Genomic DNA, 18,322 nt, shown 5'->3' on the forward strand with positions numbered 1-18,322 from the left:
CTGAGGTAATTTATGCTTATTCATTTTTTGTTATTAATGTATTGCTAATAACTTAACAATTAACGATTACTAATATACAAAGTTACTTCAAATCCTAAACGCATTTCTTCAAAGTTTGGTTTGGTCCACATAAGGTATTCCTCGCTGATTAATAGTAGTGATTCTTGATGTTACTTAGCTTTTATCAAGTACCCTTTTACTATATTTAAATCTCATGTAATAAACATCATACTTTAGGTGGAAATAAGGGGGGCGCATGGACAGTTCAACCCTAATAATAACGATGAAGTTCAATATTTTTATAGGCTTATAGTCATTTACCACAGACATAATAGCTGAGCTAAAATTATTGACTAACGCATGGCAAAATCGTTGGTTGCGTTGATTAACGCATCAATAATTTTAGGTTCATTAGCAAGATGTCCAGCCATTTCAATAATTGATAATTGGGCTTCAGGCCAATGCTGTTTTAATTGCCATGCTTGTTCAAGTGGACACACCATATCATGGCGACCATGAATAATGGTTGTCGGTATTTGTCGAATAGTATCGACACATTCAAGCAAAGGGGTTGCGATAAAACATTTATTCATAGAATAATAAAGCTGAATGATAGCGGGGGTTTTATCTGCTGCTTTTATTAAAGAGGGTTTTCCAGTGACTGGCTCTAGGTTAACTTCTTCTAGGCTAACTAGCTCCTGCCAATAGATAAGGCTTGCTTCCCAGTATTGTAACTTAGTAAAGATATCGCTCGATAACTTAGCATCAGTACTGGTAAGTTGTTGATAAATTTCTGATAGGGGTTGCGCTTGCTGTAAGCAGGGTAAATCGGCAACCAAATGACTCCAAGCATCAGGAAATATTTTAGCTGCGCCATTGTCGCTATAAACCCAATCAATATCTTGTTTTCTCGCCAAAAATACTCCGCGTAAAATGAGACCAGAGACATGTTCAGCAAAGTGGTACGCATAATATAAAGCTAATGTTGCCCCCCAAGAACCACCAAAGAGCAACCACTTTTCAATACCAATATGTTGTCGTATTAACTCCATATCTTCAATAAGATGCGCGCTCGTGTTTTGTGCTAAAGAGCCATGAGGACGAGAACGTCCACAGCCTCGTTGATCAAACAAAATGATATGATACAGCGCAGGATCAAAATAACACCGGTGCGCTGGTCGACAGCCTGAACCTGGACCACCATGTAAAAAAACCACCGGAATGCCTAACGGATTTCCGCATTGTTCAATATACAATTGATGTGCTACCGCAGGTTCTTCACCTGCTGCAGTATCGTTAGTTACGTTTAAATAATAATGATCAAAAGGCTCTATGGCTGGATAGAGTGATAACATTTATTGATACCCATATTGGTTATTTTTTGGTGTTGACTAAAGCCGTATTAAAGCTAATGTAAAGCTAAAACTAAACCTGCGCTATTGCCTCTATAAAATATGTTAATGCCTATGCTATCAATGTCATATTAATCGCATAGGCTTAATCAGATCATCTATGGCAGTAGCCGTAAAATACCTTTACCATCAACGCCCAAATAAATATAGCCATCAGCGCCTTGAATAATATTTCTGACCCTACCGCCAACATCACTGAGTAGTTTAGTTTGCTTAATCACCTTACTATTAGCTATCTCTAATAAAACCAGGTGATTAAATTTCATCGAGCCAAGTAAAACTTTACCTTGCCATTGTGGATACTTACTGCTGCTGATAAACGCCATACCTGAGGGCGCAATAGAAGGCTGCCAGTAAAGTTTAGGTTGTTCCATACCAGGCTTTGTTGTCAATTTAGTGAAAGGGGTATTGTTGTAATTAACGCCATAGCTAATGACTGGCCAGCCATAATTTTTACCTGCAGCAATTAAATTAACTTCATCTCCCCCTTTGGGTCCATGTTCATGTGACCATATTTCGCCGCTACTACCCAACTTAACCAGCCCTTGAGGGTTACGATGACCATAAGAGAAAATCGCTTTTTTCGCGCTATTATTGTCAATAAAGGGATTGTCACTGGGTATAGAGCCATCAAGATTTAAGCGGTATATTTTGCCACCATCACGAGATAAGTCCTGCGGATTAACATCTCGTGATCCTCGATCACCTATTGAAAAATAAATGAACGTCTCATCAACAACAATGCGACTCCCGTAATGCGCGCCACTTAACGAGTTTTCCTCGCCTTTATACAACAGCTTTTGCTCAGTTAACCTATTATTTTGTGTGTCTAACTTAGCGCGCATTAACGCGGTATTACTGCCCTCACCTTCGCCCGCTTGGCTAGCATAGCTAAAGAATATTACACCATTTTTTGCAAAGTTAGGATGTAAGGCGATATCAAGTAATCCGCCTTGATTATTGGCGTGTATTTCAGGTAGCCCTGCGATTAACACCGCGGGCTGGTTTGCGGTTAACAGTAATAAACTACCTGAGCGCTCAGTCGCTAACATACGCCCGTCAGGCAACTGCACCATACCCCAAGGTATCGTTATGTCTGACCATAGTCGCTCAGTACTATAGCTTTTTTTATCTTCAGCTAAAGACAACGAATGCTTAGCGTAAACGGTACTCGATATAAAAAACACTAACAAAGTCACAAGTAAATGATTCATATGTTTGCTCCTATTTTTAGCTATCACTGATTTGCTCACCAGCTTCGGGTTAACTGATTAGTGTTAATTCATTACTGCTAACTCATTGCCATATTTGCAGCCATCACTAACAATAACGCGGCGAAAATTTTCTTTATCGTTGAAACAGGTAAATAATGTGTCGCCTTAGCTCCTAAAGGCGCGGTGAACCAAGAAGTGCAAACAATCCCTAATAACGCGGGTAAATAAACAAAACCAAGAAAACCGTCTGCTAAGGCAAAATGAGCACTACCTGAGCTGATATAACCAATGGAACCAAAGAGTGCGATAACAATACCGCAAGCAGAAGCACAACCTATCGCTTTTTTAATATCGAGCGAGAAAAACGTTAACAAGGGCACCAACAGTGCACCGCCTCCAATACCAATCATGGCAGACAACGCGCCAGTAATGGTGGTAAAAAAGGTTAACAGTCCCTTATTAGGTAGTTGACGTTCGGTAGGCGCTGAAGATGTTTTACTACTGTAAAACATCTTCATGGCAATGAGTACTGCACTAACACCAAACACAATGCGTACCACTTGTTCAGGTAATAGTGCTGCCATAAAGCCACTAATAAGCGCGCCAAGCGCAACGCCTGTCATTATCCACGGCGCCAAACTCCATGGTACATTATTATTTTTATGATGCGCTAGTGCAGAAGAGGTTGACGTGAATAATATTGACGCTAATGACGTGGCAATAGCCACAATGACCACCTGTTCAAAAGGCAAAACTTCAAAATGAAGTAACAAACCACTGAGTACTGGCACAATAACTAAGCCGCCGCCAATACCTAACAATCCTGCCAAAAACCCAGCGACGCAACCTAACAACGCGCAGAAAAAAACCAACAACAGCAATTCATTCATTCAGTTTACCTTTAAATATAAGTCAGGGGGAACATAACGGGAACAATGTCGTTATGTTCAATTCATGCTGCTTACTATAACTGAGAACATAAATTTTAGAACAAAAAAGATGATGAATATTTCTCATGTAGTGCGTGAAATAAATGCACTTTTCATCATGTTTAGAACCACGTATAAATCTTACTGAGCTAATGAGCAAACAAACATTTCAGGTAATACTTTAGGTTTTACCTTCGACAATAGGATACAAGATCATCATGAACAACGACTTTACCTTTACCATTAACAGCACTGCCTTTGATGAAAGTTATCAGCCTTCAGACAATACGCGTATCACCACCAATTTTGCTAATTTGGCCAGAGGCAGCTACCGTGAAGCCAACTTGCGTAACGCTTTAAAAATGATTAACAATCGCTTTAATGCCTTAGCACATTGGGATAACACCAAAGGCGATCGTTATTCTGTCGAACTTGAGATTATTTCAGTGAATATGGAAATTAAAGGCAGTGATGATAGCTTTCCATCGATTGAAATATTAAAAACTAATATTCTAGATCATAAAACCAACAAACGCATTGAAGGCATTGTTGGCAATAACTTTTCTTCTTATGTGCGCGATTATGACTTTAGCGTTTTACTGCAAGATCATAACAAAAATCAGCCTCAATTTAGTATTCCTGATAACTTTGGCGAGCTTCATGGCAAGCTATTCAAGTACTTTGTTAATTCAGCTACTTACCAAGAAAACTTCACTAAGCTACCGGTAATATGCTTAAGTGTTTCTGATAACAAAACTTATCATAGAACTGAAAACCAACACCCCGTACTCGGTGTGGAATACCAACCAAATGGTTCGTCATTGACTGAACAATATTTCAAAAAAATGGGCTTACAGGTACGTTACTTTATGCCGCCAAATAGTGTCGCGCCTTTAGCTTTTTACTTTTTTGGTGACTTGCTCAATGATTACACTAACCTTGAGCTTATCAGCACTATTTGTACGATGGAAACATTTCAAAAAATCTATCGACCTGAGATTTATAATGCCAATGCGACGGCAGGAACGTCTTATCAACCCAACTTGAAGAATTTAGATCACTCATTAACTCACATCGTTTACGACAGAGAAGAGCGCAGCCAACTAGCGAATGAACAGGGTAAATTTACTGAAGAGCACTTTATCAAACCCTATCAAACAGTGTTGGAGCAATGGTCTGCCAACTACGCTTAAGAAATTAGGCACCGTAGTTAGGATCACTAGTTACATTTATAAATTCATTTAAAGATATGGCATTATTTATCATGAAAAAAGTTATTAACCAAACAATTCTACCTACCTCAACGGCAGGCAGCTTACCTAAACCAGCTTGGCTTGCAGAGCCTGAAACACTTTGGTCACCTTGGAAATTACAAGGTGATGAATTAATTGAAGGCAAAAAAGATGCGTTACGTTTGTCATTACAAGACCAACAACAAGCGGGTATTGATATTGTTAGTGATGGCGAGCAAACCCGCCAACATTTTGTAACCACCTTTATTGAACACCTTAACGGCGTTGATTTTGAACAGCGTAAAACAGTTAAAATTCGTGACCGCTATGAGGCCAGTGTGCCCACCGTTGTTGGCCCCGTTTCTCGTCAAAAGTCAGTTTTTGTTGAAGACGCAAAATTTTTACGCCAACAAACCCAACAACCGATAAAATGGGCCTTGCCAGGTCCTATGACCATGATAGACACCCTGTATGATAACCATTATAAAAGCCGCGAAAAACTCGCTTGGGAATTTGCCAAAATTCTTAACCAAGAAGCCAAAGAATTAGAAGCGGCTGGTGTTGATATTATCCAATTTGATGAGCCTGCCTTTAACGTGTTTTTTGATGAAGTAAACGAGTGGGGCATTGCTTGTTTAGAAAGAGCCATTGAAGGACTAAACTGCGAAACTGCGGTGCATATTTGCTACGGTTATGGCATTAAAGCGAATACCGATTGGAAAAAAACACTAGGGTCACAGTGGCGACAATATGAAGCAGCGTTTCCTAAACTACAAAAATCGAATATCGATATTATTTCATTAGAATGTCACAACTCTCATGTGCCGATGGAGTTACTTGAACTTATTCGAGGAAAAAAAGTGATGGTAGGCGCTATTGACGTTGCCAGCAATACCATTGAAACGGCTGAAGAAGTCGCTGATACTTTGCGAAAAGCACTTAAATTTGTTGATGCTGACAAACTCTACCCTTCTACCAACTGCGGCATGGCTCCTTTACCTCGACAAATAGCAAGCGCCAAGCTAAATGCCTTAAGTGCAGGCGCAGCAATAGTACGAAGAGAGCTTACAACCTAAAACTACACAACTTCACTGTATTAACACGAATACAGTGCACTAACACCAATACAGTGCATTTTATAATAAGGTGTCGATTGCTCGACACCTTATACTGACTATTTATTATACGTTATAGTTCGCATCAACAAGTTCACCAAGCGTAAACTCTGACACAATTTTTTGCTCTTTCAACCAAGCAGAAATGTTTGATAGATCCGCTTCAGTCACTGAAGCATAGCGTTCATTAGACGCAATAAAGCCGGCGAAAGACGTTAGATCGCCGCCACCACTAATACACAAATTTAGCGAGTCGATATAAAGTAAAAAATCATCCATTATTGTTGCTAATTCAGACTCTTCTTTACAAGTTAAACGACAATCTAATTCAACCCCCTTTACAGCAAATTCATCTAAATAAAGTTTTTTTCTTAATCGACGAGATTTTACAGAACGCATAAGTTTTTCCTTGATATATAACAACGCTGCGTTAAGCAGCAAAAACGTGCTGATTATAATATTCAACGCCCTGAAAGTAACCAACTGTTTTTGAATCGTGATATTTTTCGATGCTTGCCCCGACAATATTACTCCTAGTATTCTTACTGGATTTACCTTTTTCTAGGCTGCCTGTGCGGCAGTGAACAAGGAATAAATATGTGGGATACAGCGTTGAGTTTTCTAAGCTGCCTGTGCGGCAGTGAACTGTTCGTTCAGGTGAGTGGCCAGCGCTAAAATTTTCTAAGCTGCCTGTGCGGCAGTGAACTAATAGCTTGGGCTAAACATAATGTTTTAGTTTTTCTAAGCTGCCTGTGCGGCAGTGAACCTCTTGAAGATTGGGATGAGGATTTCTTTGAGTTTCTAAGCTGCCTGTGCGGCAGTGAACTGGAAACGTAATCCATTTGTAGACGAGTCAGCTTTCTAAGCTGCCTGTGCGGCAGTGAACTTCGAAGAGACACGTGGAACAATTGAATCAGATTTCTAAGCTGCCTGTGCGGCAGTGAACATTGACTGAAAGATCTACAGATGTCGCAGCAATTTCTAAGCTGCCTGTGCGGCAGTGAACAAAGCTGGACAAGAATACGACCAACTTTCAGATTTCTAAGCTGCCTGTGCGGCAGTGAACTAAGTGATTTTAACTATCAAGATGACGGTCAATTTCTAAGCTGCCTGTGCGGCAGTGAACCTCGCCATTATGATCATTACCCCTTTCGTATTTTTCTAAGCTGCCTGTGCGGCAGTGAACTATCCTCTTCAGTAGTTGTAGTATTTGACGGTTTTCTAAGCTGCCTGTGCGGCAGTGAACTTAGGTTTATAGGCTTAATGGTTGCTACTGATTTTCTAAGCTGCCTGTGCGGCAGTGAACAACTGTTATTTGTCACGTTGAGTAAGTTGTTATTTCTAAGCTGCCTGTGCGGCAGTGAACGAGCAAGCGTTGATGGCGCAGCCTTCTTAGCATTTCTAAGCTGCCTGTGCGGCAGTGAACTATTGTACCCGCAACGTAGTGCATCTATCAAATTTCTAAGCTGCCTGTGCGGCAGTGAACGATGATATCGCCCCACTGAGATACCGATGAGTTTTCTAAGCTGCCTGTGCGGCAGTGAACTGAATTATTGAAACTTAACAATGTTCCGCGGTTTTCTAAGCTGCCTGTGCGGCAGTGAACAGCCATATTGGCGGTGAGTCGCGTCACTCAGTTTTCTAAGCTGCCTGTGCGGCAGTGAACAAGAGTTGAAAGAATTAAAAGCATGTCCAGACTTTCTAAGCTGCCTGTGCGGCAGTGAACTTTCATATGGGGTTGACTCAACACTCTACATATTTCTAAGCTGCCTGTGCGGCAGTGAACCATATCACCTTTCATTGCATTAATCTCCTTGTTTTCTAAGCTGCCTGTGCGGCAGTGAACTTAATCTTGATGATACCGAAAATAACAAGCATTTTCTAAGCTGCCTGTGCGGCAGTGAACGATTAAACAGACAATTGTAATATACACTCACTTTTCTAAGCTGCCTGTGCGGCAGTGAACACGAACCTGTTAGTGAGGATTGAGGGATACTTTTTCTAAGCTGCCTGTGCGGCAGTGAACGAACGCAATTTTCTGGAGTTGCGGCTTCGGCATTTCTAAGCTGCCTGTGCGGCAGTGAACAACCACATTGCTAAACTACTGATGCAGACAATTTTCTAAGCTGCCTGTGCGGCAGTGAACGTTTGTTGGTGAAATTAGTTAGAACTCGCGCATTTCTAAGCTGCCTGTGCGGCAGTGAACGGTTGATGGCCATGGTCGTAATATTGGCCGCTTTTCTAAGCTGCCTGTGCGGCAGTGAACCGCTTGATCAGCTTTGTGCAATCTTCTGTACTTTTCTAAGCTGCCTGTGCGGCAGTGAACTTTAGAGGTCACTTGGGGACAATCTAACGGTTTTTCTAAGCTGCCTGTGCGGCAGTGAACGCTCGGGTTAACTGGCTTACTCACAGCCGCTGTTTCTAAGCTGCCTGTGCGGCAGTGAACTTGAAGGCTTAGATACTGTTGTTGATGCGCTTTTTCTAAGCTGCCTGTGCGGCAGTGAACTGAAAGAGCTTGATTTTGATCTTTCTTTGCTTTTTCTAAGCTGCCTGTGCGGCAGTGAACAATGCGATAATAGCAAAAAAACAAGCTACAACAAATACTAAAAAGATTTAAGGTGTTTTACCCTAAATTTTTTACCTGTTTGTAACCTATTAATATTTAAACAAATTTTTAAAGAGCAATTTTTTTGGTTTTTATAAATAATTTAAGCCTATTGAATACAATGTACTTAAATTTATGTTTAGAACCAAGGAACTGTAGCTTTATCTACACTAAAACCATAACAGGAAAAATCGCCTGTTGTGGTTTCACTAACCTTTTCCTGATCTATAAATAATCTAAATTGTTCTTTTTTAGAGAGGCTATTCACATTAATAAAAGGCAGTGTAGATTGCTCGTCGTTAAAACTCGCATAATGTTGTAAAGCTTGTTCAAATGTTTCATCTTTACGTTTAGCTCTGCGCCTGGCAAGACGAGATAAGTTTGTTTTACACTGTTTTCGTTTTACACAAACATATTCATTCACGTTTTCAGGTACGCCTTTTATTGACGAAATATGCGTGTGATCACTAAAGCGCTTTAACCAATTATTAACGGCTAATTGAGTTAGCAGCTCTTCAGACGGTGCAAATATCCGCAATTTATTACCTAACGGAAATTCTATTTTCTTGTCCCCCGTTAGGCTGTATTTAGGAAACGCCAACGCAATTGCCGAACTGTTTTCTTCAATTTTGTTTTCAGCCAGCGCAATATGCACTTGCTGATATACCTTTTGCCAAATAAATCCAAGAGTGATTTCAGTATCTGGCAGTAAGGTGATGTCGAGATAATATTTCATTTATCTTTCCTTATTTAACATAAGCCATGCTTATTTATCACTTTCACCAAAAACACCGCCGCGCACTAAAATGGCCATTACGTAATGCTCGTCTTCATCTCTTTCAAGCTCAGTTCCTCGCGCCCATTTATCAAAAAAGGTGTAAAAATCTTGTTTGTCTTTTGGTGTACGGTACGCTTTACCTAAGTTTGTTACTGCGCCATAAGGTTCAATAGCGATAGGTCCCGCGGTAGCTTCTGCATCGTCAAACTCAGGATACCAAGTATCAATGCTGCGTAATGCATTACCTATTTTTTGTGAATGCATGGCGGCAATGTCGTTAACCGAGTAGAGGATTTTACTTTTTTTAGTTTTACTATTGCCCTTATCTAGCACTAATTCTTCACTTGGATAAATTTCTTGTGCTTTACCAACTTGTGCATAACAACTAATTTCTAACATTAAGAAGTCGTCTTCACTGGCAAGTGCTTTGGCAATACGTTCGCCTAATTCAATTACTTGGCTGTCGTCACAATTAAAGTGCTTGGTGCTAAATTGGGTGGCGTCAAATATCCATGTTTGTTGCGCGTCTTTATTAAGCGCTTTAACTTGCACTTCAATATTTTCAGCGCCAACACGGTTACGCCATAAAAAACGTGCATTAGCCAAATTTAACGCATAACGTTTACCCAACTCTTTGAAACCTGTTTTGGCGGTATAATCGCGTACGGCACTGCTGTAACTTTGTTTAAATAATACGTTATTACAGGCTGATGGCTGTTGCACACCACCTAATACTTTTAGGGTGAAGTTAAGCTTTAAAGTGTCTTGTTCAGGAGCCAGCGCACAAGCATCTACTGTTTGTAAGTTTGCTTTTTCTACTTCTGCATTGAGTTTTACAGGATCATTTTTTATTGCCGCTTTTAAACGATTTGAAATAGTACCGCGTACTGACTTTTCAATGAGTTGTAAAGGTAAGGCTTCATTACGCTTTTCCCATTGTGTGCCATACATGTAGCCGTCTGATGGAACTAATTTTTTTTCAAATGCTAATACTGATGCGGTGTCTTGATTTTTAGCCATGATGATTTTCCTTTATGTTTATCGTAAATTGTTAAATGTGTAATTTTTAATGGTTGTTAAAGAGTTTTCATTGAGTGTTAAATATATAAATCAGATAAAATATCTTCTGGTTTAGCCTGAGCTTTATCGTGCTGCTTACATAGGTATAAATTGTTCGGTTTATCCGTTTGATAACGCCATAATATTTCATCAACGCTGGTAATGTTGTGCGGCATTTTAAATTCCCCCAGTGTTACAACACTTTCTGCGAAACGATGCGGTGTACTAGGATCACGTTGGTTTTTTGCTTCACCAAGCTCAGTTAGACCATGAAAACCTGTGGCAATAGGCACAAGCCAACCTTTAGCTTTACGGTTACTTGACCAAGTAACTTGATCATTGCCTTGGTCATCTAGTTGTTTATCGCATTTATGATGAATAACTAAGTAATCGAGTATGGCGTCTATTGCATCTTGTCCGTCTGCCATTGCTTCAAGCATTAAATCTCGACGCTCAATTAGTGCATAACCCGGCATTACTTTTCGGGTTAATGCTTGAATATCACTTAGGTTACCATTCTCGATTTTAAAGAACTCTGGTGGTTTGAATGATGAAATATCACCGCCTGCCATTTTCATACTGCTATGAAGGATATGTGTGATTTTTTCTTGCACTAACGTTTCATCGTCTTTTTCAATACCTATATATTCAATCACTAATGACACATCTAAATGGCAACGCGCTTCTTCAATAAAGGCACTTCTGGCACCGGTTTTATCTAGCGGGTTACCTGTACCAATAATTGAGTGAACAAAATCGCCAGTGCCTTTATGTGTTTGTAAATCACATGAATGGCTAATAACACCAACGGCAGTAAACTTAATGTTGGTAAAACCATGTGAATTTAATTTTCTTTGTAGCGCATGAACCGCGCCAAGCCATGCGGTCATCGCAGGAAAGCCAATAGTAAATGGGCTAGAAAGCGCATTGGCGTTATGCACTTTTATATGCGGCAACAGTAATATTCTTTTTATATTACTCATTTTAAAAACTCCTTGTTTTGTTCAACACTATTGGCAAATAACAAACGCTCTGCTTCGCCAAGTTTTACCGCCTGTTTACCTAACACCTTTTCATAACGACGACTGAACCAACGTGATATTTCTTGTGTTAATGTATCTAGCCATTGCGTGTCATTTTCTCTTTGTTCAGTAAGTTCACTTCGTAACCAAGCTCTTTGGTGGCTAGAAAGATTAGACGAATCTTGATGAAACTGAGTTTGTGAAACTGCACGTACTGCCCACATTTTTTCAATAATTAAATCGATAATCTGCTGTAAATAACGGTCACGTGCTTCACGAATATTGATGTTGTTATGATCGGCTTGGAACAGCTTATGTAATGCTTTAAAAATATCTGCGTATTCATATTGTTTAAATGATTCAATAAAAAAATCACTTTTAGGAAAATGAATATTTCGTTTTTCAATACTTGGCGGTAATGACGAAAGTAAGTGTGCTTTACCTCCATTTTGATTATTTAGTACGCTGATATTTTGTGGTTTAGTGCCACCATAGCCAATAGTGGTTAAACCATATATTTCGCCATAGCCTTGTTCGCTAAACTCATTTTTTCGTTTTTTATCTCGTAATATTTTAACGTTTTCTGAAAAACGTAACTTATCGAGACGTGAACGCAATTCGTAAACCATGCCTGAGTTAGTGAGCAAAGATAGTTGGTGGTAATCATCATCAACAGGGAAATACACTTGTTTTATTTTAGAGCTAGTAATACTTTCACTAGCGCTTTCAACCATGGCTAAAAAGCCTTTTTTAAGGTTTTCATAGCTTTCAGATTTTATCGTTAATAAGCTTTTCGCTAATTCAGTATCTAGTTCGATATGTGTAAGTAGCGTGTTGCCATCTTGCATGTTTAAGGTTAGAAATTTATACACATCAAGTGCGGCTGCATTTCCCAATGCGTCTGTTGCAGCGTTTACATTACCTGTTTTTAAAAAACCATCAGCGGTATGCTCAATGTTTGATAGAACTGAAGATACATAACCATTTTTGTTTTTTCTTGCACTTGGGTGGCTAAAGGTACAAGGATGTGTAGACATGGAAATTTGCCCAGCCCTTTTTGCCGCATTCGGTAACCATTCATTTAGCGAAAATACTTGTTCACATTCTTGTTCTGTTTCCTTTATTTCATGATCTAACATTGATGTTGTTATTTTCTTCTTTAACCATGCTTCTTTTCTTTCAGATAAAAATACCTGTATTGCAGGATCTAACATTTTTCACCTCCCTTTTTATTTACTTTCACCAGTCCAAACTGGTCGTTATATTCAAATTCTGTATTTTCTCGTTCAACAAAGTTAATTTCACCATAACGAAGTGATACTCGCTTTGATGAGATTAACCATGGTTCACTAATGTACTGCGGTAATAATTTTTGGTAATTTCGTTCTAACCATAGGTTTTTGCGTTCACTTTCACTTAATTTAACGTGGCATATATTTAGAATACCTTCTCTATTTATCGCTTGATTACTTTCATCTACTAACGTTTTACCTGCTTCATCTTTTTGAGTGAAATAACAGCTATCACTATTTTCGTTATAAAAAAGAAATAAGTTAATGCTTACTTCGCTTTGCCTAAAGGGGGTTAACACCTGTGGCAAAGCTGTTAAATACCATGTTTGAGTTAAGTAACCTTGTAACGTATTCGCACCTATATTAGTAAAGCTGGTTAAATCTATAGCGGTTACTTTATGCTCAACCGCTGCTAAAAATTGCTTTTCTGATTGTGGTAACTTTTGAATACGAGGAATGGCATTTAAGTTGGCTGATATTTTTGCTTCATTGATCAACTTAGTTAAATCGTGAAATGGTAGTGGCATATCAAGGCTGTCTTCATAACCTGGTTTGGTGAAATAGGCTTTACCTGCTTTATCATTCGTTTTAAATGCCTTGATGTTGTATTGCATTAAACCGATGTTCGCTTGGTCTACACCGTCATTGCGGTGTCTGCGAACACGCCCTGCCAATTGCACAATAGAGCGATACGATGAAGGTTCTACAATTGCCCAATCAAAATCATGATCTCGCCCTACTTCTTCTACAGGCGTTGCTACTAAAATAAAAATAACGTGTTCAATTTTTCGGGTATTTTTACTTAAGGTATCAAGGTGGTTTCGAATAATAGGGTTAGCTAATGCTTGTTGTTCTTCATCTGGTTTTTCTTTACGTTTAAGCACGGCATCAAGGTGTTTTTCTTGTTCGTGACGTAATAACAACACTTGCTGGCTGTGGTATGCCATCACTTTTACTTGAGTATTTTCTGGGTATTGCGCTTGTAAAAGATACTTTGTTAATTCAACACACGGGGAAATATTAGCGACACGTACAACGCCAAACGAAATATTAATCGACGTTTTTTTATCGGTACTGTGATGTTGTTTGTGCTTAGTTAAAATAGCTTCTTGTATGGTCGAAAAATATTGTGCTTGTTTGGTTTTTTCTGTTTCTGGGGTATTACTTTCGAGTTCACTCGATAACGCACAAGAGATAATTTCTGCCTTTCGTTTCGCTACTTGTTGCGCTAACTTTTGCACACGCTTATCAATAAAAACATCGTGGTTATTTTGATACGCTAATAATGCTTTCTCGCTATTATTAACATTAATAGAAACAACATTAGTACTAAATTCATCTATCCAAGCGCAACCTATTTCGGCTTTAGCTTCATCACGACTATTGCAAAATAACTGCCAACCTTTTTTATAAGCATTGAAGTAACCTTGTGCTAAATCAGGCGGGATTGTTGCGGAAGAGATCATTACTTTACGCCCTAACATACCTGCTAAATGAATAAGACGACCTATGGCAATTAAGTCATTACCTGTAAAGTCATCAATTTCATCTATGACTAAATCTGACGACATTAAACGTAAGCTTGGCAAAATATAGCGACCACCACGTTTAGTTTCGGTGGCAGCCATTAAATGATCAATTGTACAAGCGAGTACAGGGGCATATAAAAATTGTTTATCTCGCTCACAGGTTAATACCGTACTCAAGCCCTCTTCAGGTATTTCACATTCAAAATCAATAAATTCATCAAGTAATGTTTGTTGTGATTCTGATCCTAATACTTCGTCAGTGATTTCATTTTGCTCGGAAACTTTAATGTGAGTGGAATTATGTAATTCGGCTACTGCCTTTGAACCAATTAACACCGCTAATTGTGATTTAGTTAGCCCAATGCGATCTCTGTATTCATCACCTGTTTGTAAAGTAAGCGTACGCAAGCCAAGCGCTAAAATGTAACGTAAACTTTTACCATCGATTGAAAGTGCACGCATTACTTTGGCATTTGCAAAGGTTTTACCGCAACCGGTACTTGCCATGTTCACTGCAAAAAAACCAACAGCTTTTTTGTCTTGTGTTTTTTGCCAGTCATTAATTTTAGTGACAGCTTTGTCTTGCCATTTAAAAGCAGTAGGGCTTGCGCTTCTTAATACTTGAATATCAGTTGCTACCGGAGGTTCTTGCTCAAATGCTGGTAATAAGTGAGCTGTACTTAACGCATTTCTAGCAACACCCACTAAGTGTTCGTCTAATTTTTGTTTAAACTCACCCGTTTCTCGGTCAGTATTTGCAAATAACCCCGTGTTATCTTTCCATTGTTTAGCAGCATCTTGTGACGAGTAAAAATGGTCACCTAACATTAAACATAAACGTGCATGGTGTAGAACTAAACGGTAACTACCATCTTGCATGGCAGATTCAATTAATGGTAAACACTGTAATAAGCTATTTGACCAACGTTTAACCTGTTTTAACCATTCACTTGATTGTGATAAAAAGCCGTTTGGAAATTCAAAACAACTTTTAACGCGTTTTTGATACTCTTGCTCGTCTTGCTTATTTTCATATCCCCACTCTTGAGTTATACGTTTAAGCATTGTTGCTAAGTCAGGTGCTTGTTCATCAAGCCATGCGTTTCTAGTTTTCTTACGATCATTAGAAAAATTGGGTAAGCGGTGATGAGACACAATTAACCACGCAACTAATTTTGCGGCATCAGGTAGTTTTTCTAAGGCTACTTGTTGAGATTTTCCTAGCCCTTTTTTTAGCTTATTCTCAGCAATTTCACCATTAACTAAAACATTCAACCATGTTTTATCGTCTTGTTCTTGAATAAAGGTATTGAGTAATAAAACGGATATCCATTCATGTCTTATCGGATCACCTTTAAATTTATTTTTACTGTTTGGATTCAACTTTTCTTGGAATAGTTTTGAAGCTTTTCCCCAGTCATGAAATAGCGCAGACATTGCGGTTAATGATTTAATTAGTGGAAGATATTTCCAATCGTTCTCAATTTCACTATTTAGTAAATCTTTTCTTGTCCTATTCACCGCCACTATGCCCTCACTATTAAACTTAGTTTTATTACCCACTACCCATAAAAACTGGCTTCTTGCTCTGGAACGTATCCAATGACAACTCACTGCCGTGCTTTTGCTGGCGGTTTGGCGCAGCATGCGTTTAACGGTGATTAAACCGTCTTCGGTGATCAGCGTTTGCCAGGTGTTATCGCCAATGCGGTTGGCAAAGGCATCGAGTACGCGGCGTGTTTTTTTCAGGGCATTTTTTTCGCACTGACTAACAAAGGTAACCATCATGATTGCGGTGCCTTGTTAACTGCTTTAGTCACTTGACGCGCTGAGGCACGACCAACAAATAAGAGTTGACGCGCTAAAGCACGACCTACAAATAAGGTCTGACGCGCTAAAGCACGACCAACAAATAAGAGTTGACGCGCTAAAGCACGACCTACAAATAAGGTCTGACGCGCTAAAGGACGACCTACAAATAAGATTTGACGCGCTAAAGCACGACCTACAAATATATTAAGCATCTTTATTCGCCTCTTTATTATTAATCTCGTCATGGTTTGATAAGGCAATTGCCTTGACCGTATCGAACATATAATCGAGCGCTTTATGATCGGTAAAGGCTTGTAGTATTTGTTGTCTAAATTCTTGTTCGGTGGCGTTTTCTTTGCCGCAGATAAATGCCCAAGGCAGTACGATGGCATCTTTAATTAAATCAGCGACATCAAACACCAAGGCTCCACGGCGTGTTTTGCCATGCATTACCGCAAAGCCGTGTGGAATACCTAAGACCCATAAACAGCTTGCCGCTAAGCCATAGGCTAAATAATTACCGTGATTTAAAAAGTCGTTGGCAAGATCGGTTGACACATGTTGGCGCTTAAACTCGGCTGTGTTGGTATTATTAGCGGCATACTTGTATAACACTTTGGTTAGTTGCGCTTCGGTTAATAATAAATCGGACTGCTTTTTTGCTTGTTCGGTGCGGGTATAAAAGCTGTCTAGCGCGTTTTGTATCGCTGTATCGTCAAAACTAAAACCTTCAGTTTTTAAGTCTTTGTCTTTGGTCCAAACTTTTTTTAAAAATTCGATACGCTTTTGCTGTAGTGTTTTAGCGGCTGCTAAGCGTTTTTGATCATCAAACCAAAATTGCATCCAGCCATGTAAGTATTCTGTTGGACGGTATTCGCTCTGTGGGGTAAACCATTCAATGGCTTGTTCAACATCATTGGCCATATAAAGTGGTGTGCCGCCACCACCGCTAAAGCCAACTAACACGCCCGCTTGGGCTAGCATACGCATTGCGGCTTGGGTAATAGAGGTACCGTTACCTAGCAGGATTACCGTGGTATTAGCGATAGGGATATTATAATAGAGGTTTTCTTTACTTTGCTTACCTAGGCTTTCGGTTAAATATAAAACACGACCATCTTTTTGCATAACGCGGCAGTATTCTAGGTAAAACATGTTGGCACGTTTGGAGTGCAATATACTTTTTAAATCAGATGATTGTAAGTTGTCCATTTAACCTCTTCCTTGGCTTTATTTGTTTAATTGATGGCTTAACTTAACTGCTTAACTTAACTGCTTAACTTAACGGCTTAACTTAATCGCTTTAGCAACACCATCACCGCTAGCTTACTTAATAATGAACATTGTAGAAACACTGTACTTTCTCACATGTAAACAAACTAGGTAGGTTGCGGTAAATAAGGGGCGATGGCTTTTCTACTGGCTTGAGTAAGTACTATTTGTTGCTCTTCAGGGCTGTTTTTGTAGCTGTCGATATGTAGACGACGTAGTAAGTAGTTCACTAAGGCTGCTCGTGTCGGTATGGTTTTTTTCCCTTGCTGCATTTGAAAGTCTTGCTCTATGATGCGTTTTTGTTGGTCACTAAACCTTGGGTCGGCTTGAATAACTACATCAACTATCGTATTCCATTTTTTATCTTGAACGGCGCTATGCGTGGCTTTTCCTTCAAAGGTTGCCACGCCATTGAAGCGCGATAAAGTAAAGTCTCGAAATTGCTGGTTCTTGTTGCAATAGGCGCGCACGTGCCAACGTAATCCGTCAAATATTAGGGCATGTGGCTGTATTATTCGGTCGAGATAATTAGGGCTAGAGAGTGAGATATAGCCAATATCTATTTGCAGCTGTTCTCTTATTGCTCTAAGAATAGGCCTAATTTGCAAGGGGTTAATATTGCGCAGCGGTGCTTCCACTTCGAACACGCAGTTTGAATGTGTCGTAAACTGAGAAGCAGAAATGGTTTCAGCAAGTGGCATTGCTGATAAGTACTGTGCAAAGCTATTAGACAATGCATTGTTAATAAAGACAGCATTAAAAGCTTGCGTGGCAATAAAAGCTTTTTGTGAGGCGTCGTATTGTAAATAGTGGGGGTATTGTTGGCGGTAATCTTTAAGTACTGCGCTAGCCGATTGTCTGGAAAGTTGAAATTTAGTAGCAACATGCGTTGCGTTTATTTGTCCTTCCCAACCTACAACGCTATTAATAAAGCTAAAACGCTCTGTAACTTCTTTTGACATATCCTTGCTACTATAGCTATCAATTTTATAGCTGTACTTTCACACGAGGGTATAAAAAAAGCAATTGATATACATCATAAAAATATGAT

Annotated in this window: 15 protein-coding genes and 1 CRISPR repeat array; of the genes, 2 read left to right on the forward strand and 13 right to left on the reverse strand. The window is 39.3% G+C overall.

The window, feature by feature from the left end; genetic code table 11:
• Nucleotides 1-59 precede the first annotated feature (59 nt).
• From pqqA to FCS21_RS01195, 4 genes are all read right to left on the reverse strand, one after another.
• Entirely contained in the window at nucleotides 60-131 is a 72-nt protein-coding gene (pqqA, locus tag FCS21_RS17080; protein ID WP_118056096.1) for a pyrroloquinoline quinone precursor peptide PqqA, read from the reverse strand.
• 222 nt (nucleotides 132-353) lie between these two features.
• Nucleotides 354-1,355 carry a prolyl aminopeptidase gene (gene pip, locus FCS21_RS01185; protein ID WP_138620156.1) on the reverse strand — a complete coding sequence of 334 codons (1,002 nt, stop codon included), beginning with the start codon at nucleotides 1,353-1,355 and terminating at the stop codon, nucleotides 354-356.
• Nucleotides 1,356-1,510: 155 nt separating this feature from the next.
• Nucleotides 1,511-2,626: a PQQ-dependent sugar dehydrogenase gene (locus FCS21_RS01190; RefSeq protein WP_138620157.1), complete on the reverse strand. Its 1,116-nt coding sequence runs from the start codon at nucleotides 2,624-2,626 to the stop codon at nucleotides 1,511-1,513.
• Between the two features lie 77 nt (nucleotides 2,627-2,703).
• The gene (locus FCS21_RS01195; protein WP_138620158.1) at nucleotides 2,704-3,516 is read right to left on the reverse strand and encodes a sulfite exporter TauE/SafE family protein; all 813 of its coding nucleotides are present in this window, start codon (nucleotides 3,514-3,516) and stop codon (nucleotides 2,704-2,706) included.
• A 257-nt stretch (nucleotides 3,517-3,773) separates the two neighbouring features.
• On the opposite strand from FCS21_RS01195, the gene FCS21_RS01200 reads away from it, so the two are divergent.
• Both FCS21_RS01200 and FCS21_RS01205 read left to right on the forward strand, forming a co-directional pair.
• Nucleotides 3,774-4,748, forward strand: a complete 975-nt coding sequence (locus FCS21_RS01200; protein WP_138620159.1) for a DUF1852 domain-containing protein — start codon at nucleotides 3,774-3,776, stop codon at nucleotides 4,746-4,748.
• A gap of 71 nt (nucleotides 4,749-4,819) precedes the next feature.
• Nucleotides 4,820-5,863 (forward strand): methionine synthase, encoded by a 1,044-nt coding sequence (locus FCS21_RS01205; RefSeq protein WP_138620160.1) that lies wholly within the window; start codon nucleotides 4,820-4,822, stop codon nucleotides 5,861-5,863.
• Nucleotides 5,864-5,968: 105 nt separating this feature from the next.
• Here the strand turns inward: FCS21_RS01205 and FCS21_RS01210 are convergent, their stop codons facing one another.
• The 9 genes from FCS21_RS01210 to FCS21_RS01250 form a co-directional block, all read right to left on the reverse strand.
• Nucleotides 5,969-6,301, reverse strand: coding sequence for a 50S ribosome-binding protein YggL (locus FCS21_RS01210; protein ID WP_138620161.1), 333 nt, complete (start codon nucleotides 6,299-6,301; stop codon nucleotides 5,969-5,971).
• A gap of 159 nt (nucleotides 6,302-6,460) precedes the next feature.
• A CRISPR array of direct repeats spans nucleotides 6,461-8,468; the repeat unit is 28 nt; unit sequence TTTCTAAGCTGCCTGTGCGGCAGTGAAC.
• Nucleotides 8,469-8,646: 178 nt separating this feature from the next.
• Nucleotides 8,647-9,243 carry a type I-F CRISPR-associated endoribonuclease Cas6/Csy4 gene (gene cas6f, locus FCS21_RS01215; RefSeq protein WP_138620162.1) on the reverse strand — a complete coding sequence of 199 codons (597 nt, stop codon included), beginning with the start codon at nucleotides 9,241-9,243 and terminating at the stop codon, nucleotides 8,647-8,649.
• Nucleotides 9,244-9,273: 30 nt separating this feature from the next.
• Nucleotides 9,274-10,305 carry a type I-F CRISPR-associated protein Csy3 gene (gene csy3 / locus FCS21_RS01220; protein WP_138620163.1) on the reverse strand — a complete coding sequence of 344 codons (1,032 nt, stop codon included), beginning with the start codon at nucleotides 10,303-10,305 and terminating at the stop codon, nucleotides 9,274-9,276.
• Nucleotides 10,306-10,382: 77 nt separating this feature from the next.
• Entirely contained in the window at nucleotides 10,383-11,327 is a 945-nt protein-coding gene (csy2, locus tag FCS21_RS01225) for a type I-F CRISPR-associated protein Csy2 (RefSeq protein ID WP_138620164.1), read from the reverse strand.
• Nucleotides 11,324-12,580: a type I-F CRISPR-associated protein Csy1 gene (gene csy1, locus FCS21_RS01230; RefSeq protein WP_138620165.1), complete on the reverse strand. Its 1,257-nt coding sequence runs from the start codon at nucleotides 12,578-12,580 to the stop codon at nucleotides 11,324-11,326. The genes csy2 and csy1 overlap by 4 nt, the downstream gene beginning before the upstream one ends.
• Nucleotides 12,574-15,975, reverse strand: coding sequence for a type I-F CRISPR-associated helicase Cas3f (cas3f, locus tag FCS21_RS01235; RefSeq protein ID WP_138620166.1), 3,402 nt, complete (start codon nucleotides 15,973-15,975; stop codon nucleotides 12,574-12,576). Before cas3f ends, csy1 begins: the two co-directional genes overlap by 7 nt.
• On the reverse strand, nucleotides 15,972-16,211 hold the full coding sequence (locus FCS21_RS01240) for a hypothetical protein (protein WP_138620167.1): 240 nt from the start codon (nucleotides 16,209-16,211) through the stop codon (nucleotides 15,972-15,974). Before FCS21_RS01240 ends, cas3f begins: the two co-directional genes overlap by 4 nt.
• On the reverse strand, nucleotides 16,204-17,211 hold the full coding sequence (gene cas1f, locus FCS21_RS01245) for a type I-F CRISPR-associated endonuclease Cas1f (protein WP_138620168.1): 1,008 nt from the start codon (nucleotides 17,209-17,211) through the stop codon (nucleotides 16,204-16,206). Before cas1f ends, FCS21_RS01240 begins: the two co-directional genes overlap by 8 nt.
• A gap of 167 nt (nucleotides 17,212-17,378) precedes the next feature.
• Nucleotides 17,379-18,233 (reverse strand): BrxR family transcriptional regulator, encoded by an 855-nt coding sequence (locus FCS21_RS01250; protein WP_138620169.1) that lies wholly within the window; start codon nucleotides 18,231-18,233, stop codon nucleotides 17,379-17,381.
• Nucleotides 18,234-18,322: the final 89 nt, after the last annotated feature.

The organism is Colwellia ponticola (genome assembly GCF_005885605.1).
Taxonomy (GTDB): domain Bacteria; phylum Pseudomonadota; class Gammaproteobacteria; order Enterobacterales; family Alteromonadaceae; genus Colwellia; species Colwellia ponticola.